Here is a 25,682-nt window from a genome sequence, read left to right as displayed (position 1 = left end):
CTTTCCTCCTGACTGAAAGTGCTTTACAACCCGAAGGCCTTCTTCACACACGCGGCATGGCTGCATCAGGCTTGCGCCCATTGTGCAATATTCCCCACTGCTGCCTCCCGTAGGAGTCTGGGCCGTGTCTCAGTCCCAGTGTGGCTGATCATCCTCTCAAACCAGCTAGGGATCGTCGCCTTGGTGAGCCATTACCTCACCAACTAGCTAATCCCACTTGGGCCAATCTAAAGGCGAGAGCCGAAGCCCCCTTTGGTCCGTAGACATTATGCGGTATTAGCAGTCGTTTCCAACTGTTGTCCCCCACCTCAAGGCATGTTCCCAAGCATTACTCACCCGTCCGCCGCTCGTCATCTTCTAGCAAGCTAGAAATGTTACCGCTCGACTTGCATGTGTTAGGCCTGCCGCCAGCGTTCAATCTGAGCCATGATCAAACTCTTCAATTAAAAAGTTTTATGTCTTTCGACAGCTCAATGAATTCTGAATTTATTTAATATCTTTCGATATTGAATTGACTGTGCTGAATAATTACCTAAGTAACTATTCTGTTGGTCACTCAGCTTCTCTTTCGAGAAATCACATTGAGACTCTAAATTTGTTTGCCTCGTTACTTGCTCAATAAAGAACGAAGTAGCTTGGCTGTTAGAACTCAATCTGTACGAGTGCCCACACAGATGATTGCTTTATATTGTTAAAGAACGTTGCGACGTTGTCGCTAGGGATGCGTATAATACATCCTTTATTTTTCGAGTCAACACTTAATTTTAAACTTTCTTGCGATGATTTAAACTTAAGTTTTACTTAACTCTCTGAGCAGCTCATGCCTCGCTATGCGTTGGCGTTCCCCGTCTCAGTGGGGTCGCATTATAGGGAGATCCGAAAACAGATCAACCTTTTTTTTAGATCTTTTTACCGTTTGCTCAAGTTTCAAACAAACGAGGCTAAAATAGTAAAGAAACGCCTTACTATCGGTTGTTTTTTACACTCTTATTAACTATTTGCTATAAATTTCATTGCTATGTTCAATTAAGACGTTAAGATAGCAAGTTCACAATGTTAAATTAATGTTTATTTCCTGTTTATTGGTAGATCAAAAATGAAATTACCCGATCAAAAATCTTTTATCTTCGCAGTTATTCTTGCTGTTGTTGGTTTTGTTATCGTTAAGTTTGCGCTTGCAAGCCTAGCATTAGACCCTGCACTTCTATTCGGTGCCGGTTTATTAATTGGTGGACTTGTTATTGCTGCAATGTCATCAGTAAGTACAGAAGAAGCCGAAGTAAAAACAAAAACACTTTATGTTGGCAATCTTCCTTATCGCGCAAATGAAGGTGTAGTTCGTACTTTATTTGAAGAGCAAGGCAAAGTATTTAACGTTCGTTTGTTAAAAGATAAAAATACTGGCAAGCGTCGCGGTTTTGGCTTTGTTGAAATGGCACAAGCAGATGCTGATAATGCAATTGCTAAGCTAAACGATAGTGAGTTCCAACAACGTACTTTGAAAGTACGTGAAGCAAAACAAAAACAAGAAGATGATTCTAACTCTTATCGTTCAGAGTCGGATCAAACAGTGTAACTTGCTTAACCGCTAGTTTATCACTACATACATCAGCCGTTGCATAATAGTGCAGCGGCTTTTTTATGCCTGCTTGATTATCACTTAATTTGAGTAAAGAACTAACTCGCTTAGCAATGGCCGCACCAGAGTCTAATAACTGTACTTGCGTATTAAAGTAATCACTGATTGGTTTAGCTAAAATAGGAAAGTGAGTACAGCCTAATACCAGTACATCGATATCTTTATTAATATTTAATCGGTCTAACTCAGTGTGCAACTTATCGATATCTAAGTGCTGGGTAAAAAAGAGAGTCTCTGCCAAAGTGACCAGTTCAACACTACTATATAAACTTGTGGTTATCGATGAGGCATGTTCTTTTATAAGTGCATCAGTATAGGGGCTTGATACCGTTGCGGGAGTTGCCAATAAACCTATATGCTTTGATTGCGTTAATTGCGCTGCGGGTTTAATTGCAGGTACAACCCCAACAATAGGAATATCGGTAATTTGGCGCACCGCACTTAACGCTGATGTTGAGGCGGTATTACAGGCTATAACAATTAAGTCGACATTAAGTGACTCATCTTTAATAAATTGGATCAATCCGCATAGGCGATGAATGATGGTTTGTTGCGATTGCGCACCATATGGCAATAATGCGTTATCCATAAAGTAGCTGTATTGAGCATGAGGAATGCTTTGCTGAATATGCTCAAGCACGGTGGTTCCACCTATACCTGAATCAAATACCATGATGTGCGCTGACAAACTACCATTCCTACTCTTTACTAAGAACGGCAGTTTGCCATGTGGCTTTTATAAAAGAAAGTAGTTTTACTCAGTGCCTAGCATCGCAGTAGCGGCGTTTAGTTTATCTAAGTTTTCAAACATGGTGTTAGTGTAATCAACCAGTTTATCTATTTCTTGTTGATCTTGATTTAGCCATTGAATGATACCTGATAGCTGACTTTCTAATCCTAGGGTTTGCGCTTTAGAGTAAGCCGATTTTAGATCATCATTAAAAGGGGCAACTGTTTCGGCAATGGCTTTTTCTGATGTTGGCTTAATTTGTTCATACTCTTTAATGGCAGCAACGGTTTTGCTTTGACGTAAGTCCATTGAGAATGCCACCAGCTGTTCATTACCTAAACTGAGTTCTTGGGCTTGTTCAAATGCTTTATCTAAATCGCCACTGAAAAAGGTTTTACTGACATCTTGTAACTCTGCCATTAAATCATTTATGGCTTGCTGCTCGTCTTCATTAAGCTCACCGTTTACTGACATCGAGAAAGAGAGCTCACGGGATTCAGAAAATTGCGTACTAAATGATTGTGAATCATCTGTTTTTTGATAGCGACTAGATGATTGCGATTGGTAAGCATCTGCAAAGCTAATACTCACCTCATCACCTTCTGCTGTGGTAAATGTATAATCAGCACTATTGCTTAAACTTACATATTGCGCCTGACTAACAGTTACGCTTGCAGGTTGTGGGTTAAATAAGTTCTGCTCAAATTTATCGAGGCCACTAAAGATACCCTCTTTAGACTTATCAATACCCTCTTCAAGTTCTTGATTAAATACGCCCATGCCTTTTAATTCATCCACAGCCTCATCAACACCCGTCTGCACTCCTTTACGTGCCTGATTTAGCATATCTTGTAGTTTCTCATCATTAGCACCATTGGCTTTGGCTTTATTTACCGAGCTTGTTACAAAGTCTAAAACATTTTTAACGACTTCATTAAAATCAAACAGTGGTTTGTCTTTTTTGGTTTCAGCGACCGGCAAACCTAGTCCTTTTGCCATTTTGTCACCTAATACGGCAGCAGCCAGTTCTTTTCCTCGTTGCTGATAACTAGTTGGTGGCGAGTCTATTTTAGGCTGTGGCATTGCTTGTTTAGTATTGTATTTATTAGCATTACTGTTTGGAACAAAACTAAAGTTACCTATTTTCATGAGAAGACTCCTATTTAGACTTACTCTTATATCGGCCAAGTAAGCCTATACTGTAGTAAAATGCTCAAAAAAAGCTCACTATATTTGATCAAAACTAGACAAATACGCTTCGCTCCCTACAATAGCGCCGATAAACAGATCTCAACGATAAGGTTATACCGTTAATGGCAGTTATAAATATAGATACCACGCAGTACGATGCACAATTAAATGAAAAAGAGCAGCGTATTACAGAGCAATTTCAACGTTTTGGTGTAAAACAGTTAGAAGTATTTAGCTCTGAGCCCATTAACTACCGCCAACGTGCAGAATTTAGAGTATGGCACGATGGTGACGATCTGTTTCATATTATGTTTGATCAACAAACAAAAGATAAAATACGTGTTGATACCTTTGACCCTGCAGCTCCTTTAGTAGGTGAAATTATGCAGGTGATGATTGATAATTTAAAAGGCTGCGAAGTACTACGTCGTAAATTATTTCAAATAGATTATTTATCAACCCTCAGTGGTGAAATTTTAGTGAGCTTGCTATATCACAAGCCACTTGATGAACACTGGTTAACTGAGATCAATGCCTTAAAGGAAAAGCTAAGTAGCCAGTACAAAATTGACTTTATTGGCCGTGCACGTAAGCAAAAAGAAAAATTGGGCGATGACTTTGTTACTGAGCGCTTAATGGTGAATGGCCAAGAGCTAATCTATCAACAGGTAGAAAATAGCTTTACTCAGCCTAATGCGAAGGTGAATATTAAAATGTTAGAGTGGGCACAAGAGTTATGTAAACCACTAAACAATGATTTACTAGAGCTGTATTGTGGTAATGGAAACTTTTCTATTGCACTTGCTGGTTCATTTAATAAAGTGCTGGCGACGGAAATATCAAAATCGTCGGTGCATTCAGCGCAATATAATATTGCTCAAAACCAAGTAACTAACTTAGATATTATTCGCATGTCGAGCGAAGAGTTTACTCAGGCAATGAAAGGCGAGCGTACTTTCTCTCGCTTAGATGGCATTGACTTGAGTAGTTACAACTGCCAAACCATCTTAGTCGACCCGCCTAGAGCAGGCATGGACACGCTTACGTGTGACTTAGTGGCTAATTATGAAAATATTATTTATATCTCATGTAACCCAGACACATTAGAGCGTGACCTTGAACACTTAACGCAAACCCACGAGGTTAAGCGCTTTGCAATATTTGATCAGTTCCCTTATACACACCACATTGAATCTGGTGTGTTTTTACAACGTAAATAAAAAAAGCATTAAACAGCGCACGTTGTAAGAATAAAAAAAGCTCCTTAAGGAGCTTTTTTATTTAACCAAACTACTTATTTATTTGCTAAGTAATTAATGAGTGCGCTTACATCTTCTGGCGATGAAATGCCTGACTCGCCACCTAAGTTAAGCTTATATTTACCATTAACAATAAATGTAGGAACGCCACGCAGTGCCCCTTTACCTTTAAAGTAATCTTGGTCACGTTTCATTTTAGAGCTAAGTGTACGTACCGAGAAGCTTTCAAATAATTTATCAAACTTGTCGCCATCTACGCCTTGAGCTAAAAATACATCTTTTACATCTGCAAGCTCATTAAAACGAGCGCGCTTTGCATGGATATGATCAAACATCGCTGAAATAATTTTATCTTTTTGAGGTAGTACTTCAGCTGTAGCTAATGCTTGGCTGATCATGGTTTGATGTTCTGGGTCACGTACACCCACAAAATCTACATGGCTTTTCTTAAACTTTACGTTTTTATCTAGCTTAGGTTTGATCTCGGCCAGCAGTGGTTCCATGTTATTACATGCAGGACAGTAAAAAGAGAAAAACTCTTTTACTTCTGGTTTTCTGGTTGCACGATCAGAGACGACATCGTAATGCACGCCCTCTTCGTAAGTGGCAGCAAAACTGGTTGCAGCTAAAGGGAGTAATACAGCAAGTAACCCTGCTTTAACTAATTTGATCATTATTGTGGTGCTCCAAAAATTATAGTTTTAGTAAAAAGCTAATTAACTCATCAAGTTCTTGTTGGCTCTTGATTGTATTAATATTGATTTTGTATTTGTCATTTACGATAAATGTAGGAACGCCAGTTAATGCACCAAGTTCAGAATATTTATTCTGCTTATCTTGCATGGCACGTTCAGCTGCTATGATAGGCAAACTAGCGATGTCGTTATCAAATGTCGCGTTATCAATTGCATTAAGCTCTAATAACTTTTTAACGTCTTTAATTTCAGTTAATGGCGCACGTTGTATATGAATGCTTTTAAAAATTTGCGCTGTTACCGCTTCAGCTTGACCGTGTTTCTTTGCGATTAAGTAAGCAAAGCTTAAATTACTTTGCGCTTGTGGTGAAACGCCTCCCAAAAAGTTGACATGATTTTTTACAAATTCAGCCCCTTCAGGTAAGTTTTCTGCAATCCCTTTGGCTACCGGCTCAAATTTAAAACAATGTGGGCAATAGAAAGAGAAAAACTCGGTTACATTCGGGGTTTTACTTTTTTCAACATCAATTACAGTGTATTGATTACCCGCTTCAAAGTTAGCAGCTAATGCTGCAAAAGGTAAACATAGGATCAGTAAACTTAGTTTTAATTTTTTAAGCATGAATATCTCGTTATACTTCTTTTTAAATAAAAATATTATGGCAATAATTTTAACGGGGCTTCTTGCAAAGCTGCAAACTGCTCTTTAAGCGCTAAAATTTGTTGCTCCCAGTATTTGTCATCTGCAAACCATGAAAAGTTCCGTACAAAAGCAGGATCACTCCAACGTTTTGCAACCCACCCCATGTAATGAATCATACGCATAGCCCGAAGCGGTTCGATCAGCTTAAGTTGTGAGTGATCAAAATCGCAAAACTCTTCATATGCATTCACTAAAGTGTCTAACTGTAACAGCTGTGTTTGTCGATCGCCACTGAGCATCATCCATAAATCTTGAATTGCAGGACCTTGACGGCTATCGTCTAAGTCAACAAACATTAATGCATCTCCTGCCCATAGGATATTACCAGCATGGCAGTCACCATGTAAGCGAATGCCTTCTACATTTTTATATTGCTGTTGAGTTTGAGCAATGACTAAATCTAAAATAGTGTAAAAGGAAGTCTCTAATCCCATAGGGACTAACTTACTTTTTTGTAAATGAACTTTAGCTGTATCTAAATATTCATCACAGGTAACGGTCGGTCTTTGGGTAAAGGGTTTCGTTTTGGCTACTTGATGCATACGACCGATTAAACGCCCGAGCACATCGAGTTGATCTAAATTGTCCACCTCAAATAAACGCCCGCCTACACTTGGGAACAAAGTAAACAAATACCCTTGATGTTCAAACAAGCTTTGCCCATTGTGTTTTATTGGCGCCACCACCGGTACTTCAGCGGCGGCTAGTTCAAAAGCAAAGTCATGCTCTTCTTGAATTTGCGCTTTGCTCCAGCGCTCAGGGCGATAAAACTTAACGACGTAACGCTTTGCACCCTCGGCTACAAATTGATACACCCGATTCTCGTAGCTATTTAGCGCTAACAACCCTGACTCAGCATAAATATCCACGCTTTCTATGGCATCCAAAATAAGATCTGGGGTTAAGTCAATAAAGCTAAATTTACTCATATACTTCTTATATAAAAGAAAAGCGGGAATATCCCGCCTTTTTGTTAATAACAGTGCTCGTTTGCCTTTAATAAAGCGACTTATCGTGCCTTAAAAAAGTTGCTTGGCTGCGATATTTTATTATCGGGCTCGTTTATTGGCGACAACACAAAGTTAAACTCGGTCATTGGCGCTTTTAAATCATAAGGATCCATTACCAGTGATAGCGGTACATTATGCGATTCACCAGCGTTTACTGTAAAGGTAGTATCACCTAAGTATTTATAATTATCTAACCCTGTTACATCAATAGAGAATGTTTGCTCGTATTGTGCTTTGTTAATTACTTTTAAGGTGTAGGTGTTTTCAACTAAACCATTAAAATCGACACGATACAACTGATTGCGGTCGCGAATAATATCAAAGTCCATGGTTTTACGCATGGCGATATTAGCAACCAGCGCACCGGTAAGTAAGATTAAAATAACACTGTAACCAATCAGCTTTGGACGCAGCGGATGGGTTTTATACTCCGGTGTTTCTAAATTACGCTCGGTGGTGTAAGAGATAAGGCCTCGAGGGTAATTCATTTTATCCATTACGCCGTCACAGGCATCAATACAAGCGCCACAGTTTATGCACTCATATTGCAAACCATTACGAATATCAATCCCGGTTGGGCAAACCTGCACACACAAGTTACAGTCAATACAGTCACCTAAACCTAACTCTTTAGGGTCTTGTTTACGAGAACGTGGCCCTCGGTTTTCACCACGAGTTTCATCATAGCTTACAGTAAAGGTGTCTTTATCAAACATTGCTGACTGAAAACGTGAATACGGGCATATATGTAAACACATAATTTCTCGCATCCACCCAGCGTTACCATAAGTACAAATAGTAAATACAATGATACTAACTAAGGCATAACCGCCTACATTAAAGGTAACAAATTCAGGCAGTAGTTCGCGAATAGGCGTGAAGTAACCAACAAACGTTAACGCAGTATATAAAGAAAATAATACCCAACTAGTGTGCTTAGCCGTTTTACGCCAGAACTTGTCAAAATCCATCGGCCGTTGATCTAACTTTTTACGTTGGTTTGCGCTGCCCTCAAACTTTTCTTCAAACCAAATAAAAATGAAGGTCCATACTGTTTGCGGACATGTATAGCCACACCACACTCGACCATAAAAAGTGGTAACCAGAAATAAGGCAAACGCTGCTAGCATAAATATAAATGCAAGAATGGTGAAATCTTGTGGCCACAGGGTTAAGCCAAAAATATTAAATTTTTGCTCCATTAGCTCAAATAAAACAGCTTGTTGACCGTTAAAGTTGATCCATGGCAATAACATAAACGCCAGCATGCCTAAAAAGCCAATACGTTGTCTTAGTAATTGATGGAGTCCTGAAACAGCACGCACATAAATACGGTTGCGTGGGTTAAATCTATCTTCTTGACGGCTCAGATCGGGTTTTTGGATCTTAACCTCTGTTGGTATGTTTTTTACTTTAATTTGCTTATCCATTGAAGTTCCTCAACGCCGCTAGGAAATAAAAATTCAGCAATCTTTTTGTACTTTTCGCCTAAGTGTAGCAACTTACATGCTAAACATAATACGCTTTAGGTCGCACTTGTATACTTTCAGATATTTCAGAAATATCTAATTACTCCTCTTATTATACGCATATTGGCTAAAATTACTGACTAGATTGCTAATAATTTATTCAACTTGTGACTTGCTTTTAAGGTGTATTTTATTACACTTGCCGGCTACTAACGTGTTGTTTGGATCAAGGTTTGTGTATTTATGAAGAAATTTTTTATACTAGTGGTTGTGATCCTAGCATTTTTTACCATTGATCACCCCTTGGTAAAAGAGCCTCGTGAGCGCTTACTCGGTGATGGTATAGGCTTGTTAAGCAGCACAACTAAAGTCGATCGTTTTCCTGTCGCAACCATGACAAGAAACAAAATCAATAAACAGTTAGCACTTTCAAGATCCGAAGAAGACTATATTGATAAAACCTTTACCAATGATGAGTCAGTAAAGTTGTTTGAACTACGCTATTGTCGTCAAGGCGATCTAAACCTTTACTTTTATTCAGAACGTTTAACAACGGTATGTCGCATTATCAAAGAGTCATTAGCGCAAGCGAGAGTGAAATAATGGATTTTTCTGGATTAAATAAAAAAGCAAGTAACTCATTTCACAAGCACCGCACTATGCTTAAGCAGTTGGCACAAGGTAAAACACTTAAATGTGAGCATTGCCAGGGTGTATTAACGTTAAATTTAGCCACCAGCGAACCTGGTAAGGGAGTAATACAGTGCAAACAAGGTTGCACTGATATTGAATTAGAGATTGGCGCTTAAGGCTTTACCTACTTATTCATCCCACCCTTCATCGGTATACAAACCACTATTAAGCGCGACAATTTCTATAAGTTCAGCAAAACCTAACGCAAAGTCGCCCATTAATTCATACTGCTGCGCACACAAATGTAATTCATCGATATTATTTTGCTGTGCAATCTGTGCAATCGTTGGTTTATCTAATGCAAAAAAGCTAAGAGTCGCCTGTGCACTTTCAAGCGCTTGCTTGTATTGAATATCTAGTTGCTCACTCTGGAGTAACTTATGAGTATACGTTTGGCTTGCAGTTAAAAAACCTGCAGACCACTGCTGACAAAACTCAAGGTCAAACTCAGCGGGTAACTTATAACCAAGTTCAAATACTTGTTCACTTACTTGGTGATGTAATGCCATAAACAAAAACAACATGTCTTCATCAAGGTCATTGGCGGTATTAGGTAGAATTTGCTCTAACCATTGATGTACTTCTAATGGCTCAGGTGAACAAATAGTGCCAAATAAATAACCTTGGCTTTGAATAAGGCTCATAGCGCCAGGCTGGGTAGTTAAAAACTCGCTGAGCAGTTTGGCGTGCTGCTCAGTAAACTGAGGTATTTGCATTAAAACTCTTTTTTATAAAATATTAAAATTTAAGTGGATACCGACCTTGGTTATCTGGTCTACCTAAAAACTTCACCGCGTCATGAACTTCTTTCGGTAAAGTGAGATCAGGTTTAACATATCCCGCTACTTTAAAATCAAAATTGGCTTTTAGTGTAGCATCAGCCTCTAACCCTAATCTATTATTTGGCTCGATAAGTATGGCTACATCGCCCGACTTACAACTTAACTTACCGCTTAAATCGCCTATATTAAACCAGCCAGTTAGCCCTTGCACATCAATATCAGGGCTGGCTATTTCACCTTGTAATGACTGGCAATAAGGAGCGCCTGAAACGTACTCATCGAGCTCTAAAATAACGCGTCCTTTAGCAGTAACCGGTAACGGTAAATCAATGCGCTGCATAGCACGCTCAACCGTTGATCGGACTACTGTGTCGGTTATTTTAAGTTCGTCATTTGTGAGAGAATAGCTAATATCTGCATACCCAGAAATGTCATCACGTTCGCGAGGATTACCAAAATGTAAGTTAGTATTTACTTGAGCTTTAAAGATTGACCAGCCTGATATATCCCAACGTACATTATTTAACTGTTCACCTTGAAAGCGAAGCTGCATTATTTGACCTTGCCATAGCGTACCAAAAGTTTGCCCTACCTCTAACTGCGCAGGTAAGTAAGGTTTAGCAAAATTTAAAGCCACTGCAGCGGGCAATTTAATAACGCTAAAAACAAGAAAGCTAATTACAAAAACGATGGATAAAATTATTATTTTTTTCATTAACTACTTCTCTAATACTAAACGACTAACGCGTACATAACCGGATTTATCATCTTGGCTTAAATCTAAATTTTCTACGCTTAAACCATGCTGATTAACCAGCTCGTCAATCCATTGGATTAATTGATTAAACTCCACTGAGTCGAGTGTTAAACGAAGTGAATTATCATTTGGCTGCATTTTACTAATATTAATGCTGTAACGACCGCGCGTATTATTCACTATTTGGCTGAGATTTTGATTGCTCACCGTTTGCGCTTTACCGGCTGCTTTAAGTTTAACGATACTGTCGTCTACCCATGCTAGCAATTCTTGTTGTTTTATTTGTGATTGTTGCGCATTTTCTATTGCCGTATTTAAGGGTCTAAATATACCCATTACCAAAACAAAAATAATAAATACACCACCCGCAACCATTATTAAGTGCTGCTCTTGTTCTTTTAATGAACCCCAATATTTCATGAACTGCTGTTTCATTGTGCACCTCGCAGTCTAATTTCGCCGACGATATAATCACCATCATTATTTAACGACCCCTGCTCAACAGTCACACCTTGCTGCTCAAGAATGGCTTTAACCTTACCAAAGGTTTGAAAGTCTTTTGCACGAGCACGAATACGTAATTCATTACGGCGCTTATCAAAACGTAAGGTTTGCGGTGTAAATTCGCTCACTTGTGAAAATACACTCACCAGCTTGCTGGTTAAATCTAAAAAGCCAGCATCGCTCGTACCTTGTACTTTATCCAGTGCTCCCTGTATTTGATTTTTAATTAAGTGAGGGCGCACCCGCGTGCCTGGAAAGGCTTTTTGAAATCGCTCTACTACTTGTGATTTAGCTACCTCAAGCTGCGAATTGAGCTGATGTAATTCAACCGCTTTAATAGCCACACTCGATAGCAAAGCAATAACACTAATTATGGTGGCACTTTTCCAGTAACCCCACCATAAAGCCGTTTTCTTTTTAATCGTGTAAGGCCCTTGACGCAAATTAAATTTAAGCTGATCTAACTGCTTAGCAAATAATGCTAACGGCAGCTCATAGTCACTGGTTTGCGGATGCAAGGTAAGCGTTTCGGGAAATTGCTCTGCAGGGCTGTAATGTTTTATATCAGGGTTACCTAAAGCCGTTAGATATTCCTTTAACCAGCTGCTTTCAACCGCACCGATATGCCAGTCACCTTTTTTAAATAGCCATTGCTTGTTGAGCTCAATTGCCGCTACACAAGGCTCTTCTGCACTGGGCAATAACAAGCCATCCGGCACTATTTTATGAGCAGTGAGCTGGTGGTGCTCAAACACCTCTAACCAGTGCTCAAACCAATCGCGATTCATTAGCGCAACCCTAATTGCATGCTGCGCTTCAACCATTGTCGGCTCCCCAAGCGCTATATAGATATCGTCTATATCACAGGCAATATCCTCTTCGAGCATATAAGGCAGTGCTTGCTCTAGCTTACGGTTCCATTTAGTTGGCAGTATCACCGTTTTTAATTGCACTTGATCGCATGGTAAAAGTACCACGAGCTCTCGGGTTGATGCTTTTTCAGTTAACTCACTTAACTGGCTGGCATTTTGTAACTCGCCACTGGCTATTATTTCTTGTTCTTGTGGTGAGTATATTAACCAGTTAAGTAAGTCTTGTTCGGTTTGACCCGTGCGGATCAACAGTATCTCTGTCACTGTACGCCTCCAAATTTTCGCGCCAGTATCGTTACCTCGCCATTGCTGGCATACAGTAATGTGGTCATCGAAAAACGCAAATCAACAAATTTTGCCTGCGTTTGTAATTTAAAATATTCACTTTTCACACTAAAAAGTTTTTCTACTGCTTTGATGTTTTTACCACCTTGTTGTAATACAGATTCAAAAAACTCTTCAATATTATCAAAACCATTTTCAGGACGCGCTGCAATTACCGCTTGAGCGCCTGAAACACTAAGTTCATCTATTAAGCCACTGAGTAATAATGCTTGCTCTTCAGTGATTGTATTAACATTAATTGAAAGTAATGTGCTGCCTGGGATCACACAGACAAAAGGCAACACTTTTTCCATAACCAAAGGATTAAACCCTTTAATTAAACGCAGTTCAGACACCGATGCAAATAAGCTATTAGCCGTCATATATGGAAACTGACGAGATAAATACTCCCCCTCTTCGGCACCAGAGCGATAGGTTATACTGTTCTCATCAAGCCAATCAAACACACTGTCGGCCATCCCTTCTTCTGATTCATCACTGGGTAAATCATCTATATTTTCTAAAATAGCAAACAACGCTTTATGTGCTGGGTTAGTTTTATTACCGCTATTTGGGTCTGGCTCAACCCCAAGCGCGTTTAAATTTAAACACGCTTGTAAATCAGTCAACTGGCCGCTTAAAGTGCCGTTCTCAACAGGGTACTTTACATCGCCTTGCTTTGCCCAGGGCTGCGCTAATGTGGTTTTTTCAGGATCGTCTTTTTTACTTTGAATTAAACCTTTAATTGCTAGCTCTTCAGCACCATAGGCATACCATTTCGCTTGTTGCTGACTTTGTAAATTGGTACTTCTTTGTACTTGCACCATTAAATTAGCACTCATTTCAACGGCTAAAATAGCTGCAAGCGCGACAATAAATAACACAATAACCAAAGCCGCGCCGCGCGAAGATTGTTGGTTCATCAAGGCGTACCTCGGCCATTAGGTTGCGACGGGTTAGTCCCCTCAGTTACTGGTTTAGGTAGCTCTTTACCGAGTCCTGGCACTAAAAACACACGCCTGATAGGCTCCGCATCCATTTGCTTTATAGTTACCGCAACGGCTTTAGGTAATGCCTTAATTTGCCAGTCTTCTTGCCACTTACCGCTACCATCTAAAAACTCAAATTTAAGCTCTTCGACTGCGGCTAAAATAACTTGGCTACGAGGCTCCATATTATCGAGTTGATCGACATAAATGCGATATACGCGTTCTAACTTGTCATCAATGACGCGATAACCAACAGCTTGTAACTCTGAGCGAGGGAGTAAGTTAATGGGATTCATCCAACCATCACGTACAAAGGCAATACCATCAAGCTGGCTTTCTAAAATGTAGCGTCCAGCAAGTAAGTATCCCTCTTGAAAATCTCCAGCTTCATTACGTACTTGGCGTTTAGTCATTTGGCTAAAGTCTTGATCCATCAATCTAAATGCAGTTTGTAAGCCATTTAGTTCAGCAATTTTTTCATCTGATGCTTGTTTAGCTCGCGTTGTGGTATCAAGTATTTGGTGGGTGGCCATAATCACAAACGCCAACACACCTAGTGCCACCATCACTTCTAATAATGTAAAACCGCGCTGCTTCACTTAAAGCTTACCTTTATTTAAGTAAGTGCTTAACTCATAAATTGAATTTTCGTACTTATCATCCGTAAACACATTAATAGTGACTTTTACAAAGCTCTTGTCGGCAGTGGGCACAACATCTTGGCGCCAAAACCATTCAATACCCGCCATCATCTCACTGCCGCGGGTACCATTTTTACCTTGCCATTTTTCGCCTTTCGTTCGTTGTTCTACCAATACATTCTCAGCGACCCATGAGCCATACGTTTGTTCTTCAATACTTGATAAGTGATGAATATGCTCACCGGTTGCTTGCATTGCCGCAATACCCGCCATGGCACAAATACTCAGTGCAACTAAGACTTCTAATAATGTAAACCCGTGGTATTTTTTCATTATTGGGGCTCTCGACGAAAATCGACTGGGGCTGCAAATTTACCTTCAATAAAGTACACCGGCTCTGACTGATCTTTTAATTCAAGCATGAGCTGAAACGCACTTACATCGGCAGAGGATAAAATAAGCACTTGCGGTACTTTTAACTTTTTAAGCTCTAATAAACTGTCTTCATTGTTACCACTCATTAGCTCACGCCAATTTGACTGCTCTAGTAAGTTATCTTGTGCCCAAGGTAGGTCTTCAAGATTAAGTGTTAATTTAAATTGGGGTTCGATCTCAATTGGCTTAAATAAAGCTTCACGATCAAAGCTAATCCATTTTTCGCCATCAAAAACTAAAAATTCAAGCGTATTTTGCTCAACTAAAAGGCCTAATTCTATTTGATTAAGCACCGCAAATTCCGATGCGGCATTAATGGTGGTATGCAGCCTATTTGCTTGCTTGTCTAACGCTTCTTCAGCGCCGCCATCTAAGCTGTATACCACCATTTTGGTGGCAAAGGCGATGATCACCAATACCACTAAAATTTCTATTAAACTAAAACCATAATACTTTGCACTCAGGTGCTTAGGGCTTACCTGCATGGCAAGCCCCAATGTATTATGTTTAAGTGCATGGTAAAGTTATTGGTCATTACTGCTTATCTTCATCCCAATTACCAATGTCATCTTCGGTGGCTGGTTCGCCATCTGGACCCATCGAAAAGATGTCAAATTTACCTATTTCTCCAGGGCTGATTAATTGATAATTATTACCCCATGGATCTTCTGGTAACTTGCTAATAAAGCCACCATCAGGAAAACGCTTTGGAATGGGCTCAATACTGGTTTTAGTAACTAATGCCTCTAAACCTTGCTCTGTACTTGGATAGCTTTTATTTTTAAGCTTGTACAAACTCATAGCATCTTCTAACTGCTGAATATCTAAATGCGCTTTATCAATAGCCGCTTCTTCTTGCTGGCCCATAATATTAGGTGCCACAATCGACATGATCATACCGATGATAACCAGTACCACCATGACTTCTAATAAAGAAAAACCTGATTGTTTATTCACGTTATTACCTCGTTATTCTAAAAACACTAAGCAAAAATGATTTGTTTAAATCATTAATATAAAAAATACTTAAAGACCTACGGCCTTGTTCATTGCCATAATTGGCTGCAAAATTGCCATTACTATGAAAAGCACAATCACTGCCATAGAGGCAATCATTGCCGGTTCCAATAATTTTAATGACACATTAACCATACTTTCAAACTCGCGATCTTGATTGTTAGCAGCACGCTCTAACATTTGCTCAAGTTCACCGGACTTTTCACCACTGGCTATCATATGTAGCATCATTGGTGGAAACAACTTAGTTTGCTGTAGTGAAGCACGAAGACTCGCCCCTTCACTGACTCTTTCTGCGGCATCTGCCACTGCTTGCTTTATTTTTTCGTTAACCAACACCCCGCCTGAAATACGCATTCCTTCAAGTAGCGGCACTGAGCTTGACGATAAAATACTTAATGTACGGGCAAAGCGCGCCGTGTTAATCCCTCTGGCAACCTTACCTATGCCTGGCATATTTAATACTTTTGCATCCCACCAAAACCGTACTTTAGGTTTTTTAAGTGCGTATTTAATTCCAATAGCAATCGCCGTGATCGCTAATAAACTAACAAACCAATAATTTTGTACAAAATGACTACCCGCCATGACCCATTCGGTTGTCCAAGGTAATACTTGTTTGGTTTTTTCAAACGTTTTTAGTATTTTAGGCACCACAGTACCTAATAATACTGAAACAATACCAATAGCGAACACGACCAAAATAATGGGATACACCATCGCTTGCGTAATTTGGCTACGCATATGTTGGCGTTGCTCGGTGTAATCAGCCAATCTGTTAAGTACTTGATCTAAGTGACCTGACTTTTCACCTGCGGCCACCATTGCACGGTATAAATCGTCAAATACATGCGGAAATTCACTCATCCCATCAGCAAGCGTATACCCTTCCACCACTTTAGAGCGCACAGACATTAACATACGTTTTAGCCGTGGTTTTTCACACTGCTCAGCAACCGCCATCACGGCACCCTCAACGGGTAAGGCTGACTGAATTAGGGTCGCAAGTTGACGTGTAATCAAAGCAAGATCTGACGTTGATATTGTCGGCTTAAATAAAGAGCCTAATAATGGCGCTTTTTGACCTCGAACTTGTTTATCATCTTGAGCAGCTGGCACGACCTCGAGGGGGGTTAGCTTTTGATCGCGTAAAAGTTGGCGAACTTGCTTTGCTGTATCCGCTTCTAAAATTCCTTTTTTTTCTTTTCCCCGGCCATCTAATGCACGGTATTCAAACGCCGCCATTGTTAGCCTTCCTCACGGGTTACGCGTAATACTTCTTCAAGCGTTGTTTTACCCGCAAGTACGCGGCTGCAGCCATCTTGACGAATACTTGGGCTGCGTTTACGAATATATTTCTCTACGCTTTGCTCACCTTTACCGCTGTGGATCATTTCACGAATAGTTTCATCAACGACTAATAATTCGTGAATACCTGTACGACCACGATAACCGTTAAAGTTACACTCTTCACACCCTACCGCGCGGTAAATCGTCGGAGCATTATCAAACGGTACGCCGAGTAATTCACATTCACGCTCATCTGCAATATGCCCTTCTTTACAGCTATTGCATAAGGTACGTACTAAGCGCTGTGACAATACGCCGAGTAATGATGACGATAATAAGAATGGCTCAACACCCATATCTTCCATACGGGTAATTGCACCTGAGGCGGTATTAGTATGCAATGTAGACATAACTAAGTGACCAGTCAGCGATGCTTGTACACCAATTTGAGCGGTTTCTAAGTCACGTATTTCACCAACCATAACCACATCAGGATCTTGACGTAAAATAGCGCGTAGGCCACGGGCAAAAGTCATATCAACCTTGGTATTAACCTGTGTTTGGCCAATACCTGGGATTTCATACTCAATGGGATCTTCAACCGTTAAAATATTGCGATCCCGCGAGTTAATTTGGCTCATACCGGCATATAAAGTAGTACTTTTACCAGAGCCTGTAGGGCCTGTAACTAAGATTATACCGTGAGGCTTACTAATTAAATCAGCAAATAGCTCTCGGTTTTTCGCGGTCATGCCTAAATCTTCAAGGTTTAAACGCGCATTGTTTTTATCAAGCAAACGCAATACGACTCGCTCACCAAAGCTCGATGGCATAGTCGATACACGCACATCTACTGCACGCCCTGCAATACGTAAACTAATACGGCCATCTTGCGGTATGCGTTTTTCTGCAATATCGAGTTTGGCCATTACTTTAATACGCGATACCAGCAAAGAGGCTAATTTACGATTAGGTTTTAAAACTTCTTTGAGTACGCCATCCACTCGAAAACGAATAACCAGTTCTTGTTCAAACGTTTCAATGTGGATATCAGATGCGCCTTCCTTAATGGCCTCACTCAACATGGCATTAATGAGTTTGATAATAGGCGCGTCGTCATCACCAGCAAGTAAATCTTCAGTTTGAGGAAGCTCATCAGCCAGCGAGAATAAATCAACCTCGTTACCAATATCTTCCATCATTTGCTGAGTTTCTGAGCTGTCACGTTGATACGATGCTTCTAGTAATAACTCAAATTTATCATCTTCTAGTTGCTCTAGTGTGAAGCCATGTCCTGCAATGCGGCGCACTTCTAGCAATACATCAATATCCAACTCGCCACGGTAGTAAACAACTCGGTTATCCTTATGTTTACTAAGTAACGCACCCACCCGCCTTGCATATGAAAACGGCAAACGCTTTGCAGGCAGCTCAATTAAATCCTCTTGTTCAAGCATTTCATCGTTGTTATGTGCAGCTGGATGAATAACGTCTTGATTAATATCTTCTATCGCATTAGTCATTGTTACGCTCTTGTGCATTTTGTTTGCGTAAATGCTCTTCGTACGTAGGTGGTAACACTAATTCGTCATTCCACTCAGGTAAAATAGGCGTATCAGACATTGGCATCAAGTTAATGCCATCTTCACGCTTTTTAAATTGCTCACCGCGAATAAAGTTATATTTACTAAAGCTGAGCTTATTCATACTAACGCCATCGCGAATAATGGTCGGTCTAATAAACACGATTAGATTACGTTTTCGCTTTGTTGTATTAGTTGACTTAAACAAGTGGCCTAAAATAGGAATGTCGCCTAATAGTGGCACTTTTGAAACACTCTCTTGTACATCTTCATCAATCAAGCCGCCCAATACCACCATACCGCCATCATCGGCCATTACAGTAGTTTTAATTGCGCGCTTGTTCACCGAAATATCGACTGCTGTTGCGCCACTAACACTTGAAACTTCTTGCTCTATAGTCAACTGCACCGCTGAACCATCATTAATTTGAGGGGTTACTTTAAGTTTAATACCCACCTCTTGGCGCTCAACCGTTTGAAATGGATTTTCGTTGTTACTACCTGTTTGCGAACCAGTAATGATTGGCACTTCTTGACCAACTAAAATAGATGCTTCTTCGTTATCCATTGTAGTAATAGATGGAGTCGCTAGAATATTCGAATTAGTGTCGGTTGAAACCGCTTGAACAATTGCGCCCCAGTCATTTTTAATTACCCCCATGGCCAAACCATTGATGCCACCAAGTAATGATGCAAGCGGGCCGTAGTCACCTTCAGTTGTTTCATCATATTTGGTGACAGTACCTGATTCAGTACCAATGATATTTTTAGTCACCGTTTTATCACGGGCTTGTTCTGCCGCTACGGCTAACGAACCAACAGGTACTGTTGTACCATTATTAAATTGTAGCATCCCACCTTGCTCTGAAATCCATTGCAGGCCAAAGTTAACGCCATCACCTTCCATTACTTCAATAATAATGGCTTCTACTAATACTTGTGCGCGGCGAATATCTAAACGCTCAATAACCGATTCAAGTGAACGCATCGTATCTGGCTGAGCGGTAATGACGAGTGAGTTAGAATCAGGATGTGCTTCAATACTCGTGTCATTTCTATTACTACTACGCGCATTGTTGGTTGCTCCGCCTTTTGAATCCTCTGCCAGCGATTTACTCACACCTTGAAGTACTTTGACTAAATCTTCTGCCTTTGCGTAGTTTAGGTAAAATACTTTGGTATTACCTTGGCTTTCAAGTTCGCCGTCTAAACGTTTAATGAGTTCAATGGCGCGAGTACGAGCTTGACCTTCACCACTCACAATCACGCTATTAGTTCGGCCATCAGCTACTACTTTAGGAATTAAAAACTCAGGAACGCTGCCCTTGCCACTGTCTTTATAAATATTATCAACTACCGATACCACATCATCAGCTGTTGCATATTTAAGTTTTACAATATCAACGCGCTTATCACCCGCTTGGTCAACAGAGCGAATAATTTCTACCAAACGATTAACTGAGGCTGCGTGTCCTGTTAGCATCATCACGTTAGCGGCATTAAAGTTAGCAACATGACCGCCATCTTTTTGGTCACTAAACTGGCGAACCAAAGGGCCTAACTCTTGTACGCTGACATTTTTAACTCGCACAACCCGAGTGATCATCATATCGCCAGCTGCATCGCTGTCCGTTGTAATTAACGGTACATTGGATTTTTTAGCATCTGAACTTTTTTCTATTTTTATAATGTTGTTATCCATTTCAACAGCTGAATAGCCGTAAACTTCTAATACATTTAAAAAGAATTGATAATAAAGTGCCTCATCCATTAACTCATAACTGCGCACATTAACTTTGCCACGCACGTTAGGATCAATAATGATGGTTTTATTAAGGTTTTTGCCCACAATATTAATAAACTCATTAATATCTGTGCCCTTAAAGTTAGCAGCATATTCAACAGCAGCAACCGACATAGAGAGACTTGCCGCTAAAAAAAGTGCTGCATACTTAGCTAACCCTTTTTTAATTTTTTTGAGGTGTAGCACCTGAACCATTATGTTAAAACTCCAAAGCTAAGTTATTGCAGACTAAAAAGCACATCGATTTGCTCACCATCACGCTCTATGGTGATAGTTGCATCGGTACTATTTCGCAGCTCATTCATTGCTGCCATAGCCTGTTTTAAATCAGTTAATTGATAGCCGTTAATTGCCACGGCCAAATCGTTATTTTGTAATCCCATTTGTTTAAATAATTCAGGCTCTTTACCTGGACTCAAACGGTAACCTATAAGTTCCCCATCATTCATAGCTTGGGCAACACGTATGTAATCAAATAATTTACCAGGCTCTTCTAAAAGCTCTTCGCGGGTTTCTATTAATGCTTCTTTTACTTCAAGGTTGGCAGTCGCATCTATCTGCTCTTCACTTTGCGATGAAGGTGCTAACGGCCCCATCTCAGGCTCATCTCGCGCGGCTAGTACCGGCATAGACACCGTTTTGGTAAAGTCGAGCCCATCAAGCATTAAGGTTTCAAAGCGGCCGCTTACATCTAAAATGACGCGGTCTGGGAGTATTTGCGATACCTTTGCACGTGTCCCTTGAATAACATCTTCAACTAAGTAACTCGCCTGACGACCTTGCGATTCAATAATGGCCATCCCCGCTTTATCATCATTACTCACAGCAACAATACCGGTTAAATTTATACTTAAGCGCGTTTCAGGGGCATTATTAATAACTTTGGCTTGGGGGGCAGTATTGGTGTTTTTTGTTACATTTACTTTACCAAATAAAAATTGCCCAATAATCGAATCGACAGACTGGTTATTGCCGCCCGTGACTTGACTAGAGTAGCTACTGGGAGCAAGAGGAGTTGTTACTGGGTGCGGCCATAAAAGCCAAACGAGCTTTGATGACAAAAATGCAATATAAACAATAACTAAAACCATAACTAACACGCTTAATTTAGCGTGTGGCAAACGGTTTAATAGCAGTTTAAATTGTTGAACGTGCTGTTCCATAAGTAGTGTTCTTATTTTAATTTATAGCGAAATCACCCAGCCATAGTACCTTTTCATTTTTCATTCAACAAGCACGCTAATATTAAACTTTGTAAACAGATTAATTTATCTTCCTCATTAGTTACAGAATCAAGCTATAACTTCATGGCATACCTATTTCATGGTAATTTAGCTAATAACCAAATTTACTAGAGATGTTCCATGACAAAGAAAGCTAAACTCAACGACAACTCAGAAAACTCGAGCGAACTTAAAGTCAGGTTAGATAAATGGTTATGGGCTGCTCGATTTTATAAGACGCGAGCAATAGCACGCGAAATGGTACAAGGCGGCAAAGTACATTATAATGGTCAACGTAGTAAGGCCAGCAAAATTGTAGAAATTGGCGCAGTTATAAAGCTAGCCCAAGGCGTTGATGAAAAAACTGTCACAGTATTAAATATACTTGAAAAGCGCCAAAGCGCCCCCATTGCACAGACCTTGTATCAAGAATCTGATGCAAGTATTGCTAAGCGTGAAGAAAATACTATCGCACGCAAAAATAACAGCTTCTTTGCACCTCATCCGGTTAAAAAGCCTGATAAAAAGCAAAGACGCGAACTTTTAAAAATGAAATCAAGTTAGGTATAGCCGCTCATGCAACAAGATTTACTTCATCGCTATTTATTCGACAATCTCGATGTTCGTGGCGAACTCGTACAAATAGACAACGCTTACAATGAAATGATTGCTAAACACAATTACCCAGAACCCGTTAAAGCATTACTAGGTGAGCTGCTTGTTGCAACCTGTTTATTAACAGCAACATTAAAGTTTGAAGGCGAAATTGCCGTTCAACTACAAGGTGATGGGCCGGTAAAATATGCCGTTATTAATGGTGACGACCAACAAAATATGCGTGGCATAGCACGACTTCAAAGTGAAGTGACTGGGTCAACAGTTAGAGAGCTTATAGGCCAAGGTTACATGGTTATCACTATTACTCCAACGCAAGGGGAGCGTTACCAAGGTATAGTGCCTTTAGAGCATGATACCTTAAGTGAATGTATAGAAAGCTATTTTGAGCAATCTGAACAATTAAAAACGCGCCTTTGGTTTGCAACCGACACCACAGAGGGAAGCGCCAAAGCATGTGGGCTATTTTTACAAGTGCTACCTGTTGATAAACAAAAGTCGATTGAAGATTTTGCTCACTTAGAAGCACTCAGCAATACCATTAAAGATGAAGAGCTATTAGAGCTCGATGCCAATACTATTTTAACGCGTCTTTATCATGAAGATAATCCGCGAGTATTTGATCCTCAACCAATTCAATTTAAATGTGGCTGTAACCGCGAAAAAACGATGACGGCTTTAGTTAATGTTGGCCAACAAGCGCTTTTGGACGATGTTGAAAAAAATGGTGAGATTAAAATTAGCTGCCATTACTGTTTAAAAGATTATGTGTTTAACGAGCAAGATATAAAAAGTATATTTAACTAATCTACTTTTATAAAACACAGCACAAAATAGCCATAATTTTTTATGGCTTTTTTGTGCCTAAAAAATGACACCGGTATCACAAGCTGAGCATTTTTCATGACACCGGTATCATTGAAATTATTCATGTTTTTTCCTTAATTTATATGTTTTTACGGCGTTTATAAGCTCGAATATCCTTAATCCATCTGTTACTATAATTGCAGCTTAAAGGTTACTAAGACCCAGAGCTATCCCGTTCAATCTCACACAATTTAGGTATAAACATGACTTCAAGCGCTACCCGTTTTGTCGATCTAACTGCAGCTGAACTTGTCGAACACGCTATCAGCCGTGGCGAAGGGACTTTAGCCGCCAATGGTGCTTTTGTAGCTAACACTGGTCGTCGTACCGGTCGTTCTCCAAAAGATCGTTTTATTGTTCAAGAATCAAGTACTGAAAATGAAATCCAATGGGGTAATGTAAATCGCCCATTCGATGCAGATAAGTTTGACGCGTTATGGGCACGTGTAGAAGCACATGTGCAAAGCAATGACCACTTTATCTCTCACCTTGAAGTTGGCGCTGATCCAGAGCACTATCTTCCAGTGGTTGTAACAACAGAAACTGCTTGGCACCATATCTTCGCTAAAAACATGTTCATCCAACCAGAATCATACAACAAAGCAGACTTCCCTCAGTGGCAAGTAATGAATGTACCTTCGTTTGTATGTGATCCAGAACGCGATGGTACCAATAGCGATGGCACAGTTATTATTAACTTTGCACAACGTAAGGTGTTACTTGCTGGCATGCGCTACGCGGGTGAAATGAAAAAATCGATGTTCTCTGTGCAAAACTTCCTACTACCAGCGAAAGGTGTATTACCAATGCACTGTTCTGCTAACGTAGGCGAAGCAGGCGATACTGCGTTATTCTTTGGTTTATCTGGTACAGGTAAAACAACGTTATCAGCCGATCCAACTCGCTTCTTAATCGGTGATGACGAGCATGGTTGGGCACCTGGTAGCGTATTTAATATCGAAGGTGGTTGTTACGCTAAATGTATCGACCTTTCACAAAAGAACGAACCCGTTATTTGGGATGCTATCCGTTTTGGAACCATCTTAGAAAATGTCGTACTTGATGAAAATCGCGTTCCTGATTTTAATGATACCAGCCTAACTCAAAATAGCCGTGCAGCTTATCCACTGGAGCATGTTGAAAAACGCAAAGTTGAAAACCGTGCAGGCGAGCCTAAAGCGGTTGTATTCTTAACATGTGATGTAAGTGGTGTCCTTCCTCCAGTATCTGTACTAACCGAAGAAGCTGCAGCATTCCACTTCTTAAGTGGTTACACTGCAAAAGTAGGCTCTACAGAAATTGGCTCTACCAGTGATATCGAATCTACATTTTCAACCTGTTTTGGCGCACCTTTCTTCCCACGTCCTGCAGGTGTCTACGCAGAACTTCTAATGAAGCGTGTACGCGAGTTCGGCGCTAAAGTTTACCTAGTTAATACAGGCTGGACAGGGGGTCCTTACGGTATTGGTAAGCGTTTCGATATTCCAACAACACGTGCTGTTGTTGACGCAATCGTATCTGGAAAATTAGCTGGTGTTGAAACTCAACACATTGACGTGCTAAATCTAGACGTACCAGTTGCAGTACCAGGCGTAGATAGTAAGCTACTTAACCCAATCAATACATGGGAAGACAAAGCAAAGTATGCTGAATATGCAGCTAAACTAGCCGCTGATTTCACAGAAAACTTCGCAAAATACGACGTATCTGAAGAAATTAAAAATGCAGGCCCTAAAGTTTAATAATCACCTTTAGCCTCATAATTAAAACGCCAACCTTGAGTTGGCGTTTTTGATCCTACTTGTTTTTACTCAATAAATATCATTTCTTTAATATATTCTGCAAAATCATCTAATAGCTAAAATAAAAACCATAGTCACTTTTCAGCCCAGCTTAAATAAGTTTTTCTATATGCATACAGCGATCTTATAAGGCCTTAAAAAAGCCGTAGCTGATTCGTTTAAACATTATATATTTAAGCTAGCAATATATGCGTACATTAGACTTGATAGCGATATGAAAGACACGCTTCCCCTTCTATATTCAGGCTCACACACGACTATGACTTCACCAGCAAAGTAGATTAGTATTGTACACAGTCCTAAGTAATCACGTTGGGCTTAATCGCTGAACTCCCTTAGCATTTTACATAATACCAATCCGCAATAATACTCAATCATTTTGCGGGGCTAAACTTGCCGCTACCTGTGTTAAAAAATTCTCATTTAGAGCAACTAAATAGCGAATTTTTTGCCTAGCTATCAACCCGTTTTTACTACCTCAAAATAGACCGCTTAATTAAGCGAATTGGTATAACATCTATCACCACAGGCCTTTAGTGTGTCATTCCTGCGTACGTAAAAAGCCCGACTATTTCTAGTCGGGCTTTCTCAATTTGGAGCCTGGTAGTGTCGTAGTGCCCACAGCGGTAGAGTATGTATTAGGCTCTAAGGTGCTCGTCGCATTCTTTTACCCATAGGTTTCGAGATACTCAACCCATGATATAGTGGTCAAGTTAACGCTGTGCAGCTGATAGCTGACGGCTGATAGCTAATATTTTCACTTTCCTACAGACGTAAAAAAGCCCGAC

General features: G+C 40.1%; 27 protein-coding genes and 1 rRNA gene. 7 read left to right on the top strand and 21 right to left on the bottom strand.

Going from position 1 to position 25,682, the window contains the following annotated elements:
- Positions 1–446, bottom strand: a 16S ribosomal RNA gene (locus BM380_RS18205); the annotation flags it as partial.
- Between the two features lie 650 nt (positions 447–1,096).
- Between BM380_RS18205 and BM380_RS18200 the strand changes: the two genes are divergently transcribed.
- Positions 1,097–1,576 (top strand): RNA recognition motif domain-containing protein, encoded by a 480-nt coding sequence (locus BM380_RS18200; protein WP_013464268.1) that lies wholly within the window; start codon positions 1,097–1,099, stop codon positions 1,574–1,576.
- Here the strand turns inward: BM380_RS18200 and murI are convergent.
- Positions 1,539–2,327, bottom strand: coding sequence for a glutamate racemase (gene murI, locus BM380_RS18195; protein ID WP_090495483.1), 789 nt, complete (start codon positions 2,325–2,327; stop codon positions 1,539–1,541). The two genes, BM380_RS18200 and murI, sit on opposite strands and share 38 nt — an antisense overlap.
- Positions 2,328–2,393: 66 nt before the next feature.
- A complete protein-coding gene (locus tag BM380_RS18190; protein ID WP_090495481.1) occupies positions 2,394–3,518 on the bottom strand; it encodes a DUF5610 domain-containing protein in 1,125 nt (374 codons plus the stop codon).
- A gap of 164 nt (positions 3,519–3,682) precedes the next feature.
- Between BM380_RS18190 and trmA the strand changes: the two genes are divergently transcribed.
- The gene (trmA, locus tag BM380_RS18185; RefSeq protein ID WP_090495480.1) at positions 3,683–4,780 is read left to right on the top strand and encodes a tRNA (uridine(54)-C5)-methyltransferase TrmA; all 1,098 of its coding nucleotides are present in this window, start codon (positions 3,683–3,685) and stop codon (positions 4,778–4,780) included.
- 74 nt (positions 4,781–4,854) lie between these two features.
- On the opposite strand, the gene BM380_RS18180 is transcribed toward trmA, so the two are convergent.
- The 4 genes from BM380_RS18180 to ccoG form a co-directional block, all read right to left on the bottom strand.
- Positions 4,855–5,493, bottom strand: a complete 639-nt coding sequence (locus tag BM380_RS18180) for a thiol:disulfide interchange protein DsbA/DsbL (protein WP_008113400.1) — start codon at positions 5,491–5,493, stop codon at positions 4,855–4,857.
- 19 nt (positions 5,494–5,512) lie between these two features.
- Positions 5,513–6,136, bottom strand: a complete 624-nt coding sequence (locus BM380_RS18175; RefSeq protein ID WP_028834987.1) for a thiol:disulfide interchange protein DsbA/DsbL — start codon at positions 6,134–6,136, stop codon at positions 5,513–5,515.
- A 35-nt stretch (positions 6,137–6,171) separates the two neighbouring features.
- The gene (locus tag BM380_RS18170; RefSeq protein WP_013464263.1) at positions 6,172–7,146 is read right to left on the bottom strand and encodes a serine/threonine protein kinase; all 975 of its coding nucleotides are present in this window, start codon (positions 7,144–7,146) and stop codon (positions 6,172–6,174) included.
- A gap of 80 nt (positions 7,147–7,226) precedes the next feature.
- Complete coding sequence (ccoG, locus tag BM380_RS18165) at positions 7,227–8,657, bottom strand: cytochrome c oxidase accessory protein CcoG (protein WP_090495478.1); 1,431 nt, start codon at positions 8,655–8,657, stop codon at positions 7,227–7,229.
- 282 nt (positions 8,658–8,939) lie between these two features.
- On the opposite strand from ccoG, the gene BM380_RS18160 reads away from it, so the two are divergent.
- Positions 8,940–9,299: a hypothetical protein gene (locus BM380_RS18160; RefSeq protein ID WP_013464261.1), complete on the top strand. Its 360-nt coding sequence runs from the start codon at positions 8,940–8,942 to the stop codon at positions 9,297–9,299.
- A complete protein-coding gene (locus BM380_RS18155; RefSeq protein ID WP_013464260.1) occupies positions 9,299–9,505 on the top strand; it encodes a hypothetical protein in 207 nt (68 codons plus the stop codon). The genes BM380_RS18160 and BM380_RS18155 overlap by 1 nt, the downstream gene beginning before the upstream one ends.
- A gap of 12 nt (positions 9,506–9,517) precedes the next feature.
- Here the strand turns inward: BM380_RS18155 and BM380_RS18150 are convergent, their stop codons facing one another.
- From BM380_RS18150 to gspC, 13 genes are all read right to left on the bottom strand, one after another.
- Positions 9,518–10,105, bottom strand: coding sequence for a UPF0149 family protein (locus BM380_RS18150; RefSeq protein ID WP_024601509.1), 588 nt, complete (start codon positions 10,103–10,105; stop codon positions 9,518–9,520).
- A gap of 22 nt (positions 10,106–10,127) precedes the next feature.
- Positions 10,128–10,886 (bottom strand): type II secretion system protein N, encoded by a 759-nt coding sequence (locus BM380_RS18145; RefSeq protein WP_090495477.1) that lies wholly within the window; start codon positions 10,884–10,886, stop codon positions 10,128–10,130.
- Positions 10,887–10,889: 3 nt separating this feature from the next.
- Entirely contained in the window at positions 10,890–11,363 is a 474-nt protein-coding gene (gene gspM, locus BM380_RS18140; RefSeq protein ID WP_090495475.1) for a type II secretion system protein GspM, read from the bottom strand.
- A complete protein-coding gene (gspL, locus tag BM380_RS18135) occupies positions 11,360–12,568 on the bottom strand; it encodes a type II secretion system protein GspL (protein ID WP_090495473.1) in 1,209 nt (402 codons plus the stop codon). The genes gspM and gspL overlap by 4 nt, the downstream gene beginning before the upstream one ends.
- Positions 12,565–13,551, bottom strand: coding sequence for a type II secretion system minor pseudopilin GspK (gspK, locus tag BM380_RS18130; protein WP_028834991.1), 987 nt, complete (start codon positions 13,549–13,551; stop codon positions 12,565–12,567). Before gspK ends, gspL begins: the two co-directional genes overlap by 4 nt.
- Positions 13,551–14,216, bottom strand: a complete 666-nt coding sequence (gene gspJ, locus BM380_RS18125; RefSeq protein ID WP_013464254.1) for a type II secretion system minor pseudopilin GspJ — start codon at positions 14,214–14,216, stop codon at positions 13,551–13,553. Before gspJ ends, gspK begins: the two co-directional genes overlap by 1 nt.
- Complete coding sequence (gspI, locus tag BM380_RS18120) at positions 14,217–14,591, bottom strand: type II secretion system minor pseudopilin GspI (protein ID WP_013464253.1); 375 nt, start codon at positions 14,589–14,591, stop codon at positions 14,217–14,219.
- Positions 14,591–15,178, bottom strand: coding sequence for a prepilin-type N-terminal cleavage/methylation domain-containing protein (locus tag BM380_RS18115; RefSeq protein WP_090495472.1), 588 nt, complete (start codon positions 15,176–15,178; stop codon positions 14,591–14,593). Before BM380_RS18115 ends, gspI begins: the two co-directional genes overlap by 1 nt.
- A 49-nt stretch (positions 15,179–15,227) precedes the next feature.
- Entirely contained in the window at positions 15,228–15,650 is a 423-nt protein-coding gene (gene gspG, locus BM380_RS18110; protein WP_016900325.1) for a type II secretion system major pseudopilin GspG, read from the bottom strand.
- A 69-nt stretch (positions 15,651–15,719) separates the two neighbouring features.
- Positions 15,720–16,955, bottom strand: a complete 1,236-nt coding sequence (gene gspF / locus BM380_RS18105) for a type II secretion system inner membrane protein GspF (RefSeq protein WP_024601512.1) — start codon at positions 16,953–16,955, stop codon at positions 15,720–15,722.
- A 2-nt stretch (positions 16,956–16,957) separates the two neighbouring features.
- Positions 16,958–18,523, bottom strand: coding sequence for a type II secretion system ATPase GspE (gspE, locus tag BM380_RS18100; RefSeq protein WP_090495470.1), 1,566 nt, complete (start codon positions 18,521–18,523; stop codon positions 16,958–16,960).
- Positions 18,516–20,582: a type II secretion system secretin GspD gene (gspD, locus tag BM380_RS18095; protein WP_016900322.1), complete on the bottom strand. Its 2,067-nt coding sequence runs from the start codon at positions 20,580–20,582 to the stop codon at positions 18,516–18,518. The genes gspE and gspD overlap by 8 nt, the downstream gene beginning before the upstream one ends.
- A gap of 23 nt (positions 20,583–20,605) precedes the next feature.
- Entirely contained in the window at positions 20,606–21,550 is a 945-nt protein-coding gene (gspC, locus tag BM380_RS18090) for a type II secretion system protein GspC (RefSeq protein WP_013464247.1), read from the bottom strand.
- Between the two features lie 201 nt (positions 21,551–21,751).
- On the opposite strand from gspC, the gene hslR reads away from it, so the two are divergent.
- Positions 21,752–22,174: a ribosome-associated heat shock protein Hsp15 gene (gene hslR / locus BM380_RS18085; protein ID WP_013464246.1), complete on the top strand. Its 423-nt coding sequence runs from the start codon at positions 21,752–21,754 to the stop codon at positions 22,172–22,174.
- A gap of 12 nt (positions 22,175–22,186) precedes the next feature.
- Positions 22,187–23,032, top strand: coding sequence for an Hsp33 family molecular chaperone HslO (gene hslO, locus BM380_RS18080; protein WP_013464245.1), 846 nt, complete (start codon positions 22,187–22,189; stop codon positions 23,030–23,032).
- Here hslO and BM380_RS18495 read toward each other — a convergent pair.
- Positions 23,029–23,157: a hypothetical protein gene (locus tag BM380_RS18495; protein WP_013464244.1), complete on the bottom strand. Its 129-nt coding sequence runs from the start codon at positions 23,155–23,157 to the stop codon at positions 23,029–23,031. The two genes, hslO and BM380_RS18495, sit on opposite strands and share 4 nt — an antisense overlap.
- A gap of 138 nt (positions 23,158–23,295) precedes the next feature.
- Between BM380_RS18495 and BM380_RS18075 the strand changes: the two genes are divergently transcribed.
- A complete protein-coding gene (locus tag BM380_RS18075) occupies positions 23,296–24,834 on the top strand; it encodes a phosphoenolpyruvate carboxykinase (protein ID WP_013464243.1) in 1,539 nt (512 codons plus the stop codon).
- Positions 24,835–25,682: the final 848 nt, after the last annotated feature.

The organism is Pseudoalteromonas sp. DSM 26666 (assembly GCF_900116475.1).
GTDB classification, from domain to species: Bacteria; Pseudomonadota; Gammaproteobacteria; order Enterobacterales; family Alteromonadaceae; genus Pseudoalteromonas; species Pseudoalteromonas tetraodonis.
Note: the sequence above shows the minus strand (reverse complement) of the source record. Positions and strands in the feature narration are given on the sequence as shown.